The organism is Pseudoalteromonas luteoviolacea H33-S (assembly GCF_001625695.1).
Taxonomy (GTDB): domain Bacteria; phylum Pseudomonadota; class Gammaproteobacteria; order Enterobacterales; family Alteromonadaceae; genus Pseudoalteromonas; species Pseudoalteromonas luteoviolacea_B.
On sequence record NZ_AUXY01000083.1, the window covers coordinates 41,457 to 58,849 of the forward strand.

The window sequence follows — 17,393 nt, forward strand, 5'->3', positions numbered from 1 at the left end:
AATATGGCTTTCATCTGGTCTGCGTGCATTTTCAATTTAGCCACGTATAATGTAACTCACTGTAAATTTATGATTAACCCCATGGCGATTGTACATAAAACTAGAACTCAACTTGTTGCCGAAGCGATCAGAGATAAGATTTTAAGCGGTGAAATTAAAGCTGGAGAGCCTTTGCGCCAAGCCGCATTAGCAGAAGAGCTTAATGTGAGCCGTATCCCCGTTCGCGAAGCTTTATTACAATTAGAAGCTGAAGGGTTAGTTAATTTTGAAGCGCATAAAGGGGCAACTGTGACAAGCCTCAGTGCGGAGCAAATAGACGAAATATTTGACCTGCGCGCTTTGCTTGAAGCTGAGCTGCTTAGCCACTCCATCACACACTTAACAAACCGAGATTTACTTGAAGCAGAAGCCATTTTAGCCGATCTGGAAGACGCCATTGCTGCTGGAGATTCGCAGTTGGCAACAGGCAAGCTCAATGCCGAGTTTCATGATAAGTTATACGCGCGTGCAAATAGACCTCAAACACGGGAGCTTGTTGCGGTATACAGTAAAAACTCAGAGCGCTATGTACGAATGCACATCTTACTTGCTGGTGGTATAAATACTGCACCTGAGGAGCATAGAAAGTTACTGCAGCTTTGCCGAGACAAAGACATTGTGGGTGCATGTGACTACTTAAAGCATCATATTTTAAGTGCCAAAGACGGTATTAAAGCATTGTTATTAAAACTCGAAGCAGATGCTTAGTCAGTTTGGCAAGCCATTTATCTCAGCTTGATGAGTAAAATGGCTCCTCCCATCATCTCTTCTTCGGTTGGCTTTATTACTGCCAGACCCCCACACTCATCTCAGATGTAAAACCCGGACCAAACGCGGCGAGTAAGCTGGTTTCTCCTTTTGTTGCATGTTCAAATGTACGCCTTAAAACATCGATAACCGCGACACTTGAGGTATTGCCAGTTTCTGCAAGGCAAGCCCGCGAATGCTTTACTTTGTCAGGTGCTAGGTCAAGACAGCGTTCTAGTTCATCTAAAATCCGTCTACCCCCAGTGTGAAATATCGTATTGTCTACATCATTGGCATCAATCTCTAATTTGTCTTTGCAAAAAGATTGAAGGTAGGGCGCAACGTGTGGAATTGAATGCATCACGTCTTTATCGAGCGAGAACTTAAAGCCTTTATCGGTGAGTTGATATTCAATATAGGGCATGGTGTCTTCAATTGTAACACTTTGATTGTGGGTTAGTCTGAGCCCAGATATCTGGTCGTCACCACGCATCACCACGGCTGCCGCACCATCTGCAAATAACGAGTTGCTGATAAAGTCCTGCAAGCGCCCCGCTTCTTTATGAAAACACAGAGACGAAGTTTCTACACAGACAATTAATACGTTTCTATCAGGGCGGTGTTCACAATACTCAAATGCACGTCCTATGGCTGATGCACCGGCAACACAGCCTAGTTGTGCAATTGGGATCTGTTTAGTATCGGGTCTAAGTGACAGACGGTTGATGAGATGCGCAGTGAGTGAAGGCATCATGAACCCTGTACATGAAGTCGCGATGACCATGTCAATCTCATCCATGCTGAGCCTTGCATTGTGAATCGCTTCTCGAGCGACGTTTTCAGCCATTTCAATGGCGGCATCCTGATACACTTTTGCACGTTCGCCAAAGTCTCCTTGCTTAACAACATCTGTCAGCGGCATGATCAGGTGCCTTTTTTTCACTTCAGCATTTTGGATCATGTCGAATGCGCGTTTTTTGTGTGGACTATTTGGATGACATAACTCAATAACAGTCATGATATCGTCGGCATTAACTTCATAGTTTGGATAGTAAGTTGCTGGTTTGCTTAGAGTTGTCATGAAATTTCTCTCCTTAATTGAATGACACTAAGCAAGACCTAACGTTGCTTTCTTTTATTTCACAAAATATTAAATTAATTTTTAAATTTGTTATTTTGTAATCATAAGTCATTGATATAAATAAATTAATATTTTTGATTTTTTTGTATTTTCAAACTCTAAGCTACAGACCCTCAGGTTGTTTGGATAGTGCGTCAGATAATTGCGTTACTTGCATGTAAAAAGTCTTTAAATTGGTACTGGATAGCTAGAATAACATTGCTTTACAACCTAAAACGCATCTTTACGCATCTTTTCCTATCTTTTCATTAATCTTAAATGATTGAATTGTAAGTGGTTATTTTGATTTCAATTCTGTGTCCCAGCCTTTTTTCTTGGTTTTTGAAGTGTGGTGGGGTTTTATTGCGCTTTTATTAATTTTTCATTCATTTTTCTCGCTCTAATGTCCAGTTAAGCGCCATGGCAAGTTAAAAACAACATCTATTTAGGAAAGTATCTATGAGAAAAACCGCTATCAGTATTGCGATTGCAATGTCGACAGGAGGTGCAATAACGCCTGTATTTGCAAATGATCAAGCAACATCAATAGAAAAAATAGAAGTAACGGGATCGCGTATTAAACGCTCAGATATGGAGACAGCAAGTCCAGTTACATTTATTGGCGCTGATGCTATCCAAGCGAGTGGTGCCGTGAGCATTGATGATGTTTTGCAGGATATTACAGCCGCCGCTGGCGCTATGACTAATCCGGGTGTTAACAATGGCTCTGGCGGCAACGCAAGTATCAATCTGCGCGGTCTTGGCGCGCAACGTACTTTGGTGCTGGTGAATGGCCGTAGAATGATTAATTCGGGCACGGGGGCTGCATCAACAGTTGATTTAAATACGATTCCAGTTGCGATGATCAAGCATATTGAAGTCCTCAAAGATGGGGCATCGGCGGTGTATGGAACCGACGCGGTTGCAGGTGTGGTGAATATTATCCTTAAAGATGACTTTGAAGGGGCTGAGTTGAATGCGCAAACCGGTTTGTCTGGGGAAGGGGATGCGGAGCAGCATAATGTTGACCTGACGGTAGGTACCAGCTTTGATCGCGGTAACATGGTGTTCGGCATTCAATATATGGAGCGCGGATCGGCAAGCCAAGCTGATAGAGATTTTTCGTCTTGTCCAGTCAGTGAGGTCGATAACGGAAAGTCTCTGACCTGTGGCGGTTCAACCATTACCCCAAATGGTCATTTGTATCTTGAAAATGGCAAAGAATTACAAGGCGATACTGACGGAAACTACGCAGAGTACAACCCAGAGACCGATCCGTATAACTATGCATCTGACAGCTATTTATATACACCTATGCAAAGGCTTAATTTAACAGGTGTGCTCAATTATGAGCTTGGCAGTAACACGAATTTATTCACCGAAGCCATGTATTCAAAGCGTTGGTCGGAACAGCAAATGGCACCTCAGCCTGTGTGGTTTGATTTCACTTATACAGAAAGTATGGGTGATGATTTGATAGAGTATGGTGCTGAGTATGGCGATACAGTTCATTATCGCCGCCGTATGTCTGATACGGGAACTCGTGACTTTTCACAAGTTGTTGATACGGTAAGAACTGTGGTGGGTGTAGAAGGATATCTGGATAACGACTGGAGCTGGGATGTTGCAGTTAATTTTGGTCGTAATGACTCTGTTGATCAACTGTCTAATTTGCACAATATCGGCAGTTTGACCGAAGACATCGAGCTGGGTAAGTTTAACCCACTCGACCAGTCAGCGTGGTCGGCGGATAATATGACTGATTATCTATACACTGAGCAAAATACAGGTGGTAGCCAGATGCTGAACTTCAGTGCGTCACTTGCCGGTGAGATTATGGCGCTGCCAGCGGGCTACTTGGGGTTTGCAACGGGTATTGAAAAAAGGACCGAAAAAGCCTGGTACACACCCGACTCACTGACCTCACAAGGGCTGGCTAACGACCCAAAAGTTGAGCCGACTAGTGGCTCATATGATGTGAATGAAGCGTTCGTTGAGTTTGCTATTCCGGTACTTGCTGATGTGGCTTTTGCGCAAAACTTAGATTTAAGTGCGGCTATTAGAGCGTTTGATTACTCAAGCTTTGGTAGTGACTCAACATGGAAACTCGGTTTTACTTGGAAACTCAATGAACAGCTAATGTTTAGAGGTGTGAAATCAACCGCATTTCGCGCACCGACGGTCGATGAGCTATATGGTGGTAAATCGCCATCCTTCGAGCAAATATCTCATCCTCACTTAGATAGCCAAGCTGAAGTGATTGTTGGAGGAAATGTGAACCTCACACCTGAAGAAGCGGATACGTTAACGTTTGGATTGGTATATGAACCAAGTTTTTTAGAGGGGTTGTCACTGACTTTAGATTATTACGATATCGCTATCACTAATGCGATCAGCGAAGTGAATAATCAATATATCATTGATAACTGCGTCAACAGCAGTGGGGATTTAATTAACCAAGACTCGGCTGTGTGCGCTTCGGCAAATGTACAAATATCTAATGGCAAAGCGACATTTAACAACCAGTTGCAAAACATTGGCGATGAGACAACGCAAGGGTATGACATTAATGTTGCGTACGCGTTTGATGCTGCTGGACTTGCGTGGAGAGCAGGGTGGGATACATCGATTTTAAAAGAGCGTACCATTACTATGGCTGGAGAAACCGTTGACTATACCGGTTTGATCACGTCAGGTTTAGGGGGATATGCAGACATAAAATCGAGTTTAAGTTTGTCTGTAAAAGCCGATACATGGGGGGCAAATTACAAGGTGAGATACTTATCGGGGATGGATAGTTTTAGCTGTTTAGATAACCCTACAAGCTGCTACGCACCAAGCACGCCAAGTGTGGTTTATCATGATATTTCTGGCAGTTATTTTGTCAGTGACACCGTTAAGCTTACGGGCGGCATTAATAATTTGTTCGATAAGCAACCGCCTTATTATTCTGGTAACAATGACTCCAATACAGATCCATATACATACGATACTTTAGGGCGTTATGTGTATGCCGGACTGAACATTCAGTTTTAATTTTTAGGTTCAAAAAAATTCGTTTTTCACACTCTCCTTAGAGAGACCAAAGGGTTTGCATGTGTTGCAGCCCTTTTTTATTTAAAAAATTAAAGCTAAATACGGCACTGTTTCGTTTAACGTCTATAGTGTGAGATGAAAACAGATGAATGGGAGCTGGGATGAGCGTTCGTATTTTGGTCATTGATGATGACAAGACATACCGTACTTTACTTTCTCAGACGTTTGCGGATTATGAAGTGAGCGTCGCATCTAGTGGTGAAGAGGGATTACAAAAAGCCATCGAATTGAAGCCGCATGTGATTTTACTCGATATCGTGATGGCAGGAATGGATGGATATGCCACTTGCTCAGAGCTGCGAAAAATAGAGCACTTACGACATACCCCCATTGTATTTATCTCTAACTTAGCTTCCTCTGATTGTCGTTTAAAAGCGTTTGAAATTGGTGCTAATGACTATGTGTGTAAAACTACCCACCCTGATGAGCTTAAAGCCAAAGTAGTCGCTATTTTAGAGGCTGATCATGACTATTTTGAAGCACATGCGGACATAGCACAAAAAGAGTCACTATTACTGGATTTACAAAGGCAAAATGCCTGCATGAAGTCCATTGGCTTATTTATGCAAGCAACCCACTATTGCAGTGATCTGGAAGTGCTGCAAAAAATATTCATTAATACCCTAAACGCGCTTGGGCTGCGTGCCATTATTCATTTTAAAAATCGCGCTCTATTTCGCAGTACATCTGGCAGTGTTGCTAAATTAGAGCATGAAATGTTGTTGCACCATGAGGATTTTGAGCGTGTACATCAATTTAACCATGGCCCTATGGTGTTTAACTGGCGCAGTAGCATTTTGTTGGTGAAAAATGTCGGTGAGTTGAGTGATATTTGTGCCCATGTTATGGATGCGTTAGAGCTTGCTATCAGTAATTTAAACCGCAGAGCAGAGATGGTCGAGCAAATTCTATCGATAGAAAAAACCAATAAAGAAATTCTAGCAAGTTTAAAAGAAACGAAAAGCAAATCGAATACCACACTTAAGCAACAGCTATTTGATTCTGGGCTGATCTCACAGTTTGATCTACAAGACGAAAATGATCTTGACGAACTTATCGCGAGTTCCAGTGATGAATTGGTAGGTATGGTTGAAGCGTTTGGTGATAATGCTGAGCGGATCAGCGCAATTTTAGGCAGTTTGAAAAAGCCCCCTCAAGAACTCCGATTCTTATTTAAAGAAAGTGCCAGCAATGCGGATACGACCCTGTTTTAGTTTTTATACTGCACTGTCATAAAAGTGATGGTGCAGGTAAAGATATATTTTTTGACATATAAAACAGTGGCTTATAAATTTATTTTGATTTTTTATAATAATTTTCTTGAAAACATTCCTCCTCGTCCATAGATAGAGTTATGAGGTCGCCGTAAGGGACTGAAATTAACTTAACACATTGTTTTATATGCCTATTAACTGCTTTTTAAAGAGTCAACAGGCTTAATATCGCTTTATGAGGATACCATTATGCGTACAGTAGATTTATCACCACTTTATCGTTCATTCATTGGCTTTGATCACCTAGCTACATTAATGGACTCGGCACAAAGAAGCTCAGAAAAACAGTCTGGTTTTCCACCTTATAATATTGAAGCTTTGGATGAAGATAAGTACCAAATTACCATGGCCGTTGCAGGATTCAGTGAGCAAGAGCTGTCACTAGAGTCAGAAAACAATACGCTCACAGTGAGAGGTGAGAAGCAGAATAAAGTGTCTGCTCAAGAGCGTAAGTTCATTCATCAAGGCCTTGCAGAACGCAATTTTGAGCGCAAGTTTCAGCTCGGTGATCATATTAAAGTCATCGGCGCAGATTTAGAAAATGGCTTGTTAAAAATAGATTTGGAACGCGAAGTGCCAGAAGCCATGAAACCAAGAAAAATAGCCATTGGCTCAACGAAATTACTTGAAGAAGAATAACTAAACCCCTTATTTGCTTGTTATGTTGTTTCCAACCAGCCGCCGTATGGCGGCTTTTTTGTGTTTAATAAAAATGAACTATAAAAAGGAACAACGGGACTTTACATGTTTTGCCCATGTCCGTATGGTTGTGTTAATTTTATGTAACCAAGGAATGAGCGATGAAACTTACCTTTTTATTGCTGATGATATTATTTTGCCCTAAGTTATTGGCAAATAGTGCATTAGCTACCACCCAGATACTGACAGAGTACACGTCATTTACACAGCATGGCGACCATGGCTTTGTGGTCGATTTATTACCCGCTGATCCCTCAGCAAAACACACCCTCGAAGTTGAACTTGGCTGCGCAGCGCAAGGTTGTAGTGATTGGGATTATACGGTGCGCTTTGAATGGCACCAAGGCACAAAACGCTACGAGCTGGGGCGCTTAATTACCCCTTATGCTGGATATATGCAACGCGGCATGCATGGTTTTGACCGAAATTGGCGGCGCACTTTCTCTTTTGATGTTTCTCATTTGGCACCAGTGCTGACAGGTGAAGGCAGTTTAAAAGTGCATTATGGTGGCTGGGGCGCTAAAAAGAGTGCTTTTGGTATTGCTGCAAAGCTAGTTTCACAGCCAAACTATCACACCAGAGCGGTTAAACGTGTAATTCCATTGTATGAGTCAGGCTCTGAAGGTTGGCCATATAAAACAGCACAAGACTTTGCTGCTTTATTGCCAGCTAAAAACGTCGCCTTTGAAGCCGGTGAGCAATCTGCTGAGATTAAGATGATTGTCACAGCACACGGCCATGCTTTGTCCTATGACAACCCTGAAGGAAAAGCTGAGTTATGTGGTGAATGGTGCGATAGATATTTTACCTTGCATCAAGATGGAAACTTGGTGATTCAGCAAAACCTGTGGCGTGATGATTGCGACCAAAGTGCCACTTTCCCACAAGGAGGCACTTATTTATTTGCGCGTGCAAATTGGTGTCCAGGAGAAGCCGTTACGCCTTTTAGTTATCCTGTTGATATATCTAATGTGAATTCAGAATTTGACTTGAACTGGCAGGCATATAGTTGGGCACCTTCTCAGTATGGTAAAGATGCACCGAGATATATCGTTAATGCGGTTTTAGTCACCTATGGCGAGCAGACCGTTGAAGAAGATATCGCACTCACCACCATCGTTAAACCAAATGCAGCCATGCCAGATCGCATTGGTTTGTCATGTGGTGAGATAGAGGTTGAAGTAGCAAACCAAGGAAATACAAAAATCAATGAACTGTGGTTTGACTATGGCGTTGAGGGACAGCAAGCGAATCAATATTACTGGCAGGGTGAAATTGCAGCAGGTGATAAGAAACGCATTACATTTGGCGCTGAATTTTTGGGGATTTTTAACACAGAGCAAGCGAAGTTGAATGTAACTGTGCGAAGTACAGATGACCAAAAAATTGCGAATAACAGCCAAACAGTTCGGTTTAATCGCCCGATTGCGATTGAGTCCAGTGCGGTTTTACGGCTGCTGACAGGCAAGCAGGGCGACGAAACCCGTGTTTCTTTATTCGACCGCACACAATCGACAGTAAAACATTGGGATGAATTTACAGATGCCAGTTGGCATGACCTGCCTTTGGATGTGCCGGTGGGTTGCTATACCTTGAAAATCCAAGACAGTGCGCATGATGGCCTTGCATTTCCATTTTTTAATCAGCGCAAGGGTAAAGGCGAAATCGTGTTACATCACAGTGATGCCGCAGACTCAGCAATAACGGTATTACAGCCTGACTTTGGTCGTGAGCTAGCTATTCCTGTTACCGTCGGCTATGAAATGGGAGGCTGTGCAGCAACTGCTTGGCAAGCGGACCTTGCTTACAATAAAAAAGGACAACAAGTTGCTTATAAAGGTGTGATCTATCAAGCTCGACATTGGAGTTACAATTTTGAGCCTGATAGAGCAGGACCTTACGACCCTTGGCAAGCAGTAAGCTATTGTGATGGCAGTGCACTCTAAAACACGGGGTTATTCGTAGTAGGAGCGCATTTCTGGGTTGGTGTTGCTTAACAGATCGGCAATGCCAGCCCGAGTTTCTGCTGTTTTATTCTGACTTAATTTAAAGTTGCCAGATAAAGCTTCAAGTTTTATCTCGAAAAATAATAAGCTTTTACACATAGATTTTAGCCGCTTTTCTGGCACAGCTGTTAATTGCCAAGGATTACGCTTATCTTCAAAGGCTTGCAGTATATGTCCCATTACCTCTAGTTGCTTGTCATAATCTTCTATAGAAGCCAGTTTCCCTTGGCCTTGCACTGTCACATAGTCCCAAGTTGGTAAGCCCAGGCCCTCTACTTGATTCGGTGAGAGGTAGGTATCCGGTCCCCTAAATACAATATCCACGGTGGTTCCTACAAAGTGCTTTATGGGGTTTGAACCCGTCGCATGGCCAAAGAGTGTTTTTGATCCTTTGCAAAGGCTAACGGGTATATGGCAAATATGTGTTTGATCTTCACTTTTACAAAAAAAAGTGGCTAAGGGGAAGCGCTCAATCACATCAAAAAGCGCGCTATCTTGTTGTTGAACATACTCTTTGAATGGGTATTTCATAGCCAAGACTCTAGACGCTGTTTAATGTCGGGCCACATATCATCTGTGATACAAAAGCGGGCTGTATTTCTAAAACTGCCATCCGGTAGTTTTCTATTTTTTAGATGGATAGCTTCAAAGTGTGCACCTAGTCGAGCAATTGCGCTGCGCGATTTGTGATTTTGCTCATGCGTTTGAAATTCAACCCTGACTAATCCTAGTGTTTCAAAAGCATGTTTTAATAATAAGTATTTTGCTTGTGTATTGATGTGACTGCGTTGCCAGTCTAAGCCGATAAATGTATGGCCAATTTCTGCTTGAAGGTTTTGGGGATCCAGTCTAAATATGCGTGTATTACCAGTCACTTGGTTAGTTGCAATATCAATAATGGCAAAGACGAGCTGCTCCTGTGGGTCAAATTGAGCGGTTTGCTCAAACCAGTCTTTTAATATCTCAGGGCTTTGACAATAGTTGGTCGGGACCCAACGCCAAAGCGCCTTGGCTTCACCAACTTTTTGTAATGCATTAAGGTGTGTATGGGATAGGGGTTCTAAGCGCACTTTGTTAGAGCACAGTGATATCGGTTTTAACATACATTTCTCCTTAGGCTATGGCGATACATGGTTGCTATGAATTAAGATTACGCTTTTGTGGTCAGGTTTAAACAACCAGATTTTAAAAACTGCCTATACCAGCTTGCTAGCAGGCTGAGATTTTTATACGCTCAATAGCACTTAATACTGCTGCGATAAAATGATGTTTACAGGGCGCCCATTAGATAAAAAAAATAAAGCAAAACATATTCAAATTGCAGAGCAAGTGCGCTCAGCAATTCAAAGCGGCCGCATTAAGCCCGGCGAAAAGTTACCCTCAGCACGGGCTTTAGGTGAGCTGTTTTCTGTGAATCGTCATACAGTAATGAATGCATTGCAAAACTTGGTTGCTGAAGGATGGTTGGTGTCTGAGTTACGAAAAGGCTATAAGGCTAATAGCCAATTGCCTATCGTGCATAGCAAACAAGTCCATGAACAAGACGTGACATTTGAGCCTGTAACGCCAAAATTTGCTGCCGTCATCCCTAAAAGTCCGTCACCGTCTTTAGAAGAATATACCTATAATTTTGCAGGTGGACTGCCGGATATAACGCAGTTTCCATTTGATGAGTTCAGGCGCAGTATCAATAAAGTGTGTCGTAGTAGCAATGCCCATGCACTTCATTATCAAAATGTGGCTGGAGAGCCAGAATTACGTGCACAATTACAAGCATATTTACGCAAAGCGCGAGGATTACCCTGTGATGATGTACTGGTTTGTAATGGCTCACAGGAAGCCTTGTTTTTAACAGCGCAAGCGTTTTTGAACCCCGGTGAAGGGGTTGCAATGGAGTTACTTGGCTACCCGCCAGCAAGGCAAGCTTTTATGGCAGCAGGTGGTGTGATTTACGATATTAAACAAGATGAGCAGGGCTTGTGTGTTGAAGCCTTGGCGGAATGTTTTGCCAGCTCGGCTATTCGCTTATTGTATTTAACACCTTTGCATCAATATCCCACCACACTCACTATGTCGGTTGCGAGAAGAATGGCGATATATAAGTTATGTGTGCAGCACGGCGTTTTTATCATAGAAGACGATTATGATCATGAGTTTCACTACCGCTGTCCTCCACTTCAGCCAATGGCTTCGAATGACCCCGCGCAAATTGTGATTTATCTCTCGACCTTTTCAAAAATCATGTTCGCGGGCGCAAGGTTAGGCTATGTCACCGCAGCACCCGCTGTACTTGAACAGCTGGTAGGATTAAAAAGGCTGATAAATCATAAGAATGACGTTTTGATGCAGCTTGCCATCGCTGATTGGATGGCAACGGGCAATTTTGAAAGGCACTTGCGTCGAATGACTAAATTATATCAACAGCGGTGCGACTTGATGGCACAAAAACTCGGTGAACTTAAAGCACAAGGGTTTGATATTGAATTTAAACAACCGGATGGTGGGATGGCATTTTGGGTTGATTTAAAACGAGATATATCAGATTTACCTGCCAAGCTTGAGGAAGCAAAGGTATTTGCCCACACTGAACAGGCGTTTTGCCACACTAAAATAGAGAGAGAAACGCACATACGACTTGGTTTTGCAGGGCAAGAACCAGAGAGAATAACAGCAGGACTTGATGCGATTTTTGCGTTACTTTGAAGGGAAAAAAGGGTCCATGCCTAGACCCGGTATCGACATAGAATTGCATGTGTTTAAAAGGGAATACTATTTTCTATCTGGCGCCCATGTGAGCTTGCCATTGATATTCGCGATATCATACTTGAGTCTGCTTTCAACCCAGCTACCATCTTCTTTTTGACATAATGCGATGATATAGCAATCTTCCTCGCCGGGAATGCCCTCAAAATGGATATTACGGCAGCTCGATTTATAAGATCCCGGGGGTGAAATGAACGACATATCTCAAGTACTCCATTTATCTATATATAACGACACCATTAAGTTAACTTAATGGCGCCACAACGTGATGTGAGGATTATATTGAGATTGTGCCTGTATAAACATTACACATTATTACACGGCAATTAGGTGCGGGTTTAGGTATTGCTTACTGATTTGAGCTATGGATCTTTAATTTAGCCATCTCATCTTCAAATGTTACAACAAATACCTTATCAAATTCATCTTCCGCTATTTCGACATCTCGACCTGTTAAAAGCTTCACTAGAACGGGTGTGGTATTGCTATGGCCCGCAACGATGATTGTTCCCGCCTGCTTCTTTAACATATGTGCAAATTCATCAAGCCTACCAGGGTTGTATAGTGAAATGTGTGTGTCAATTAAATCTGCAAGAGGTGCCAATGTGGCTTTTGTTCGATTGTAATCTGTGGAATAAAGTTTAGTGGGCTCATAAGGCAGCATCATTTGCGCAATGATTTGAGCGCGTTTAATTCCCTGCTGAGTTAAACTTGGATCGACACCTTTTTGTTTTTCGGCATGGCGAACCAGTATGATATTTTCCGGCATCGCTATGCTTGAAAAGCTCAGCAAAAAAGCGATTATTATAAAAAGAGTACGCATCGGGCTTCCTGTCAGTTTTTCTATCTACTACTATATCTTGTTCTCGTTATAACTGCACCTTTAGTAGCTTGCATCGATTGCTGCGCCATAAATTTATCGTATTACACCAACCTGTCCGCTGCGGACACATTTTCTGTCCGCGGACGCTTTTAAATAACAATAAAAATAAAAAGTGTCTAATATTCAGTGGTTTAATTTTGGCATGCTATTGGTATCACTTGATCCACTAGGATAAAACGAGAGGCTAAGATGATTAAAGATACCAGTGGACAGGATCAGTATGTGCCAGAGCGCAGAGCATTTTTTCAGCGCAAGTCAGTGTGGGGTGGTGCGATATTAATCGTGCTCCTATTAACATTTTTGTGGGTATTTATGTCGCCACAAGCGCAACGTTCTGTAGACAAAGGACAGCTTGATATTGCAACTGTTGAAGTCGGTAAATTAACACGGGAAATTGGTGCCCATGGGCGAATAGTTGCAGCACATGCACCAACTGTATATAGCCCAGAAGTCGGCGTGACGACTTTGCATGTCAGCGCTGGTGATAACGTTAAAGTGGGGCAGCTTGTTGCACACATACACAGCCCAGAGCTGAGCAGTGAACTCAAACAGCAAGAGTCTGAACTTTCACGTCTTGAAAGTGAGTGGCAGAGACAGCAACTAGAAGCGCGTCGTCAAGCGCTGACACTTGAGAAATCTCTTGATTTGGCAAAAGTGTCCCTTGAGGCTGCCGAGCGTGAAAACCGCCGTGCTCAGCTGTCAATTCAATCTAGCTTAATTAGCCAGATTGACTTAGAGCAAGCGCAAGACGATTACGCAAAAGCAAAAGTTAACTTCTCACATGCGCAAAAAGAAGCGGAAATAGGCAGCGATACACTTAAGTTTGAACTTGCTGCCGCAAAGAGCCGTTTTGAGAGACAAGCGCTGGTGGTAGAGGAAATAAAACGACGCGTCAACAATTTACAAGTGCGCGCAACGGTGGATGGCATCGTAGGTAATTTGCTGGTGCAAAATAAAGCTGCAGTCAGCCAAAACCAATCATTGATGACATTAGTCGACCTGTCCGCTTATGAAGCCGAACTGAGAGTACCAGAAAGTTATGCCAATGAGCTGGGGCTAGAAATGGTCGTACTGATGCGAGTTGGGGCAACAGAGTTTGTTGGTCAACTGAGTGCTATCTCGCCTGAAGTGAGTGACCGTGAAGTCACCGCCAGAGTTAAGTTCACCAATCAAGATATTACAGGCATTCGCCAAAACCAGCGTGTGCATGGCCGTATTCAATTAGAAAATAAAGAAAACGTACTGAAAGTCAGGCGTGGCCCATTTTTAAATAATGGCGGCTATTTCGCTTATCGAGTGCGCGACAATTTTGCTCAAAAGGTTGAAATATCAACAGGTTCAAGCAGTTTAAAAGACATTGAGATCATCACTGGTCTACAAGAAGGTGACGAAATCATCATCTCTGGCTATGATGCGTTCAGCAATGCTGACTCAGTGCTAATTAGATAAAAATAAAGGAAACATATCATGCTACACATGCAAAATATTGGAAAGTTATACCAAACTGAAATGGTTCAAACACAGGCACTGAGAGAGTTTAATTTAACCGTTGAAGAAGGCGAGTTTATTGCAGTCACTGGGCCATCAGGCTCTGGTAAAACAACGTTTTTGAATATCGCTGGTCTTTTAGAGCCTTACTCATCAGGTCAATATACCTTAGATGGCATTGATATCGGTAAACTCAATGATAATCAACGCTCAGATTTACGTAATCAAAAAATAGGGTTTATTTTTCAGGGTTTTAATCTAATTCCCGATCTGGATTTATTTGAAAACATTGAAGTGCCACTGCGCTATCGCGGCATTAAAGCCAAAGAGCGCAAAAAGCGTGTTGAACAATGCCTTGAGCAAGTGGGGTTAGCAGGTCGAGCGCGTCACTTACCTCAGCAGCTCTCTGGTGGTCAACAGCAGCGTGTTGCAATTGCACGTGCACTGGCAGGAGAGCCGCGATTTTTACTCGCCGATGAACCAACTGGTAATCTTGATAGCTTAATGGCAAGACAAGTCATGACATTGCTTGAAGAGTTAAATCAATCCGGTACCACCATTGTGATGGTGACGCACGACCAAGAGCTTGCAAGAAGAACACCGCGAAATATCCAGATTGTAGATGGGCAGGTTGCTGATTTTACACTTTATCAAGGTGGACATGTGGCTCGCGAGGCAATCAACAAAACGGTAGGGGCTTAATATGTTGCTACACTATTGCGATCTGGCTTGGCGAAATATAAAGCAAACGCCGTTTGTCAGCATGTTGATGATCATCGCTATTGGCATTGGTATCGGCGTGACTATGACGACACTCTCCGTTTATCACATGATGAGTGCAGACCCTATTGCACACAAAAGTGACAAATTACATGCTGTACAATTGCAAGTACTAGATGACGGTTATACATGGCGGACAGAAGATGACGTGCCTTTGCAGTTAACTTATCCGGATGCCAAGTATTTACTTGAAAACTCACCGCTGGAAAAACGGGTCGCTATGGTCAAGTCCGGCGCTGCTGTGCACATTGACAGACCTGACAGTGTGCCCTTTATTCAGAGTTTACGGGTAACCAGTCGCCACTTTTTTGAACTGTTTGATGTGCCTTTTTTGCACGGTAATGTATGGAGTGAGTCTCAAAGTGAGCAAGCTGCACTGGTTGCTGTGATAAGTGAAGATCTCGCAAACACGCTGTTTGGAAAAACAGATGTGCTTGGAGAGTCAATATATTTAGGTGAACGCCTACATGAAGTGGTTGGCGTAACAAAAACTTTTCAGCCCACAGTTAAATTCTACGATGTAAATAATGATCCTTTTGAGGCGTCGGAGCAAGTATTTGTGCCTTTTACTCATATCGAAGCGTACAAGGTGCCAAGCTGGGGCAACACCAATGGCTGGAAAAGTGAGGATATTGATTCATTTGAGGACTTTTTAAACTCGGAAAACGTATGGTTGCAATTTTGGGTCGAGTTTGATTCAGAATCGCAAAAGCGCATGTATGGGCAATTCGTCATGGATTATATGACTGAGCAGCAAAAGCTTGGCCGATTCAATAGAAAGGCGCTTGATTACAATCTTAAAACGGTACCGCAGTGGCTGGAATATAACCATGTAGTCAGCTCAGACAATAAAATCCTTGTCGGTTTGAGCTTTATGTTTTTGGCTGTGTGCGTCGCCAATATTTTAGGCCTGTTGCTGGCAAAATTTATGAAACGCGCACCGGATGCAGGGGTTAGACGTGCACTTGGTGCCAGTAAAACACAGATATTTAGTCAGCATTTAGTTGAGGTCGCATTACTTGGACTGCTTGGCTCGATTGTAGGGGTATTGCTGGCCCAAGTCGGCCTTGCTGGCATTCGAGGTACTATGAGCGGGTATGACTTAATCGCGATAATGGATTGGAAAATGCTGCTGGTTGCTCCAGTTATCTCCATCTTAGCTTGCTTAATTGCAGGGTTATTTCCAGCTTGGGTGGTGTGTAAAACCTCACCTGCAACACATCTAAAAGTACAGTAAAGGAGTGCAAATATGTCAGAAATTAAACCGATATTAAGTGCATTAAAGCGCTCTAAAACGGGGGCGATATTGCTGGTATTGCAAATTGCGATTACCCTTGCGCTGGTCAGTAATGCCATGTCGATTGTGTTCGACAGATTGGAAAAGATGAATCAGCAAACGGGTTACGATGAGCAAAGTATTATTTCATACCTTGTTGTGACGTATGATAAACGCATTGATAAGGCAAAGCAGTTTGATGAAGATATTCAAAAATTAAAAGATCTGCCTGGGGTGATAGAGGCGTTGGCGGTGAGTTCGGTGCCATTGACTCGAAGCGGCGGGGCTTGGGCGCTCAGTACGGATCCTGATGAACTCAAAGGTAAGTCTGTAGACTCAGGATACCTCTATGGCAATCATACCTTGATCGGTGCTCTGGGGCTTGAGGTAACTGAAGGTCGCAACTTTACCGAAAACGACGTTGTGTATGATAGAAAAAAAGAGTATCCAACCGTTGCTATTGTGAGCAGAGCTGTGGCCAATGCGCTATTTGGGGAAGGCAAGGGTTTAAACGAAACCATATATAGTGGCAACAATGCGGCTAAAGTTATCGGCATTATTGATACCATTAAAAGTCAGTGGCCTAAATCAAACATTGCCGACAATTTGGTGCTTCTACCATTGCAAGACAGCACGGCATATCAGAAGTTTGTTGTTAAGACAACAGAGCACCAACGTGCAGAAGTCATGAACAAGATTGAACCTCTGCTATTGGAATTAAGTCGTGGACGCGTGGTTATGGATGTTAAAGCACTGGATAAATCAAAAGCCGATACCTATGCCAGTGATAGGTTGATGATCAAGATGCTTATCTCGATAGTGGTCTTTTTAGGGGTCATTACGGCACTCGGTATTTTTGGCCTAACACATTTTAATATCAGCAAGCGCACCAAACAGATAGGTACAAGGCGTGCGTTAGGCGCTCGAAAATCAACCATCTTCAAGCATTTTTTATTGGAGAATATGGTGGTGACTTCGCTTGGTATGCTGATAGGTGTAATTGGGGCATTGTTACTTGGACGAAAGTTAATGGGTATTTATGATGTGCCACCTCTCGAGAATATGTCTATTTTATTAACTGCAATTGCGATGATAGTGATGAGCTTAATTGCTGTGCTTTTACCAGCTCAGCGTGCGGCGAACATTTCGCCTAGTGTCGCGACACGCAGTATTTAGAGTAAAGACGGAGCGTATTATGTTACACTCATTGGGGTGTAACATA

The 17,393-nt window shown here is 42.9% G+C and carries 15 protein-coding genes; 10 read left to right on the forward strand and 5 right to left on the reverse strand.

Features of this window, described 5'->3' with window-relative positions:
* Nucleotides 1-81 precede the first annotated feature (81 nt).
* Nucleotides 82-747, forward strand: a complete 666-nt coding sequence (locus N477_RS16295; RefSeq protein WP_063362651.1) for a GntR family transcriptional regulator — start codon at nucleotides 82-84, stop codon at nucleotides 745-747.
* Between the two features lie 76 nt (nucleotides 748-823).
* On the opposite strand, the gene N477_RS16300 is transcribed toward N477_RS16295, so the two are convergent.
* Complete coding sequence (locus N477_RS16300) at nucleotides 824-1,867, reverse strand: type III polyketide synthase (RefSeq protein WP_063362650.1); 1,044 nt, start codon at nucleotides 1,865-1,867, stop codon at nucleotides 824-826.
* Nucleotides 1,868-2,365: 498 nt separating this feature from the next.
* Here N477_RS16300 and N477_RS16305 point away from each other — a divergent pair, with 498 nt between their 5' ends.
* The 4 genes from N477_RS16305 (at nucleotide 2,366) to N477_RS16320 (ending at nucleotide 8,921) form a co-directional block, all read left to right on the forward strand.
* Entirely contained in the window at nucleotides 2,366-4,942 is a 2,577-nt protein-coding gene (locus N477_RS16305; protein WP_063362649.1) for a TonB-dependent receptor, read from the forward strand.
* Nucleotides 4,943-5,103: 161 nt separating this feature from the next.
* Nucleotides 5,104-6,216, forward strand: coding sequence for a response regulator (locus N477_RS16310; RefSeq protein WP_063362648.1), 1,113 nt, complete (start codon nucleotides 5,104-5,106; stop codon nucleotides 6,214-6,216).
* A gap of 249 nt (nucleotides 6,217-6,465) precedes the next feature.
* The gene (locus N477_RS16315) at nucleotides 6,466-6,915 is read left to right on the forward strand and encodes an Hsp20 family protein (RefSeq protein ID WP_063362647.1); all 450 of its coding nucleotides are present in this window, start codon (nucleotides 6,466-6,468) and stop codon (nucleotides 6,913-6,915) included.
* Nucleotides 6,916-7,076: 161 nt separating this feature from the next.
* The gene (locus tag N477_RS16320) at nucleotides 7,077-8,921 is read left to right on the forward strand and encodes a peptide-N-glycosidase F-related protein (protein WP_063362646.1); all 1,845 of its coding nucleotides are present in this window, start codon (nucleotides 7,077-7,079) and stop codon (nucleotides 8,919-8,921) included.
* A 9-nt stretch (nucleotides 8,922-8,930) separates the two neighbouring features.
* Here N477_RS16320 and N477_RS16325 read toward each other — a convergent pair whose 3' ends face one another.
* Both N477_RS16325 and N477_RS16330 read right to left on the reverse strand, forming a co-directional pair.
* Nucleotides 8,931-9,512, reverse strand: a complete 582-nt coding sequence (locus N477_RS16325) for an FMN-binding negative transcriptional regulator (protein WP_063362645.1) — start codon at nucleotides 9,510-9,512, stop codon at nucleotides 8,931-8,933.
* The gene (locus N477_RS16330; RefSeq protein ID WP_063362644.1) at nucleotides 9,509-10,084 is read right to left on the reverse strand and encodes a GNAT family N-acetyltransferase; all 576 of its coding nucleotides are present in this window, start codon (nucleotides 10,082-10,084) and stop codon (nucleotides 9,509-9,511) included. The genes N477_RS16325 and N477_RS16330 overlap by 4 nt, the downstream gene beginning before the upstream one ends.
* A gap of 163 nt (nucleotides 10,085-10,247) precedes the next feature.
* Here N477_RS16330 and N477_RS16335 point away from each other — a divergent pair, with 163 nt between their 5' ends.
* Complete coding sequence (locus N477_RS16335) at nucleotides 10,248-11,684, forward strand: PLP-dependent aminotransferase family protein (protein ID WP_063362681.1); 1,437 nt, start codon at nucleotides 10,248-10,250, stop codon at nucleotides 11,682-11,684.
* A gap of 66 nt (nucleotides 11,685-11,750) precedes the next feature.
* Here the strand turns inward: N477_RS16335 and N477_RS16340 are convergent, their stop codons facing one another.
* On the reverse strand, nucleotides 11,751-11,945 hold the full coding sequence (locus N477_RS16340; protein ID WP_039609201.1) for a CVNH domain-containing protein: 195 nt from the start codon (nucleotides 11,943-11,945) through the stop codon (nucleotides 11,751-11,753).
* Between the two features lie 148 nt (nucleotides 11,946-12,093).
* A complete protein-coding gene (locus N477_RS16345; RefSeq protein WP_063362643.1) occupies nucleotides 12,094-12,567 on the reverse strand; it encodes a SixA phosphatase family protein in 474 nt (157 codons plus the stop codon).
* 249 nt (nucleotides 12,568-12,816) lie between these two features.
* On the opposite strand from N477_RS16345, the gene N477_RS16350 reads away from it, so the two are divergent.
* Genes N477_RS16350 through N477_RS16365 form a run of 4 tightly spaced genes read left to right on the forward strand, consistent with a single transcriptional unit; the run spans nucleotide 12,817 to nucleotide 17,347 of the window.
* The gene (locus N477_RS16350) at nucleotides 12,817-14,076 is read left to right on the forward strand and encodes an efflux RND transporter periplasmic adaptor subunit (protein WP_063362642.1); all 1,260 of its coding nucleotides are present in this window, start codon (nucleotides 12,817-12,819) and stop codon (nucleotides 14,074-14,076) included.
* 18 nt (nucleotides 14,077-14,094) lie between these two features.
* Entirely contained in the window at nucleotides 14,095-14,817 is a 723-nt protein-coding gene (locus N477_RS16355) for an ABC transporter ATP-binding protein (protein WP_063362641.1), read from the forward strand.
* A 1-nt stretch (nucleotide 14,818) separates the two neighbouring features.
* The gene (locus N477_RS16360) at nucleotides 14,819-16,132 is read left to right on the forward strand and encodes an ABC transporter permease (protein ID WP_063362640.1); all 1,314 of its coding nucleotides are present in this window, start codon (nucleotides 14,819-14,821) and stop codon (nucleotides 16,130-16,132) included.
* Nucleotides 16,133-16,144: 12 nt separating this feature from the next.
* Nucleotides 16,145-17,347, forward strand: coding sequence for an ABC transporter permease (locus tag N477_RS16365; protein ID WP_063362639.1), 1,203 nt, complete (start codon nucleotides 16,145-16,147; stop codon nucleotides 17,345-17,347).
* The last annotated feature ends 46 nt before the right edge of the window (nucleotides 17,348-17,393 follow it).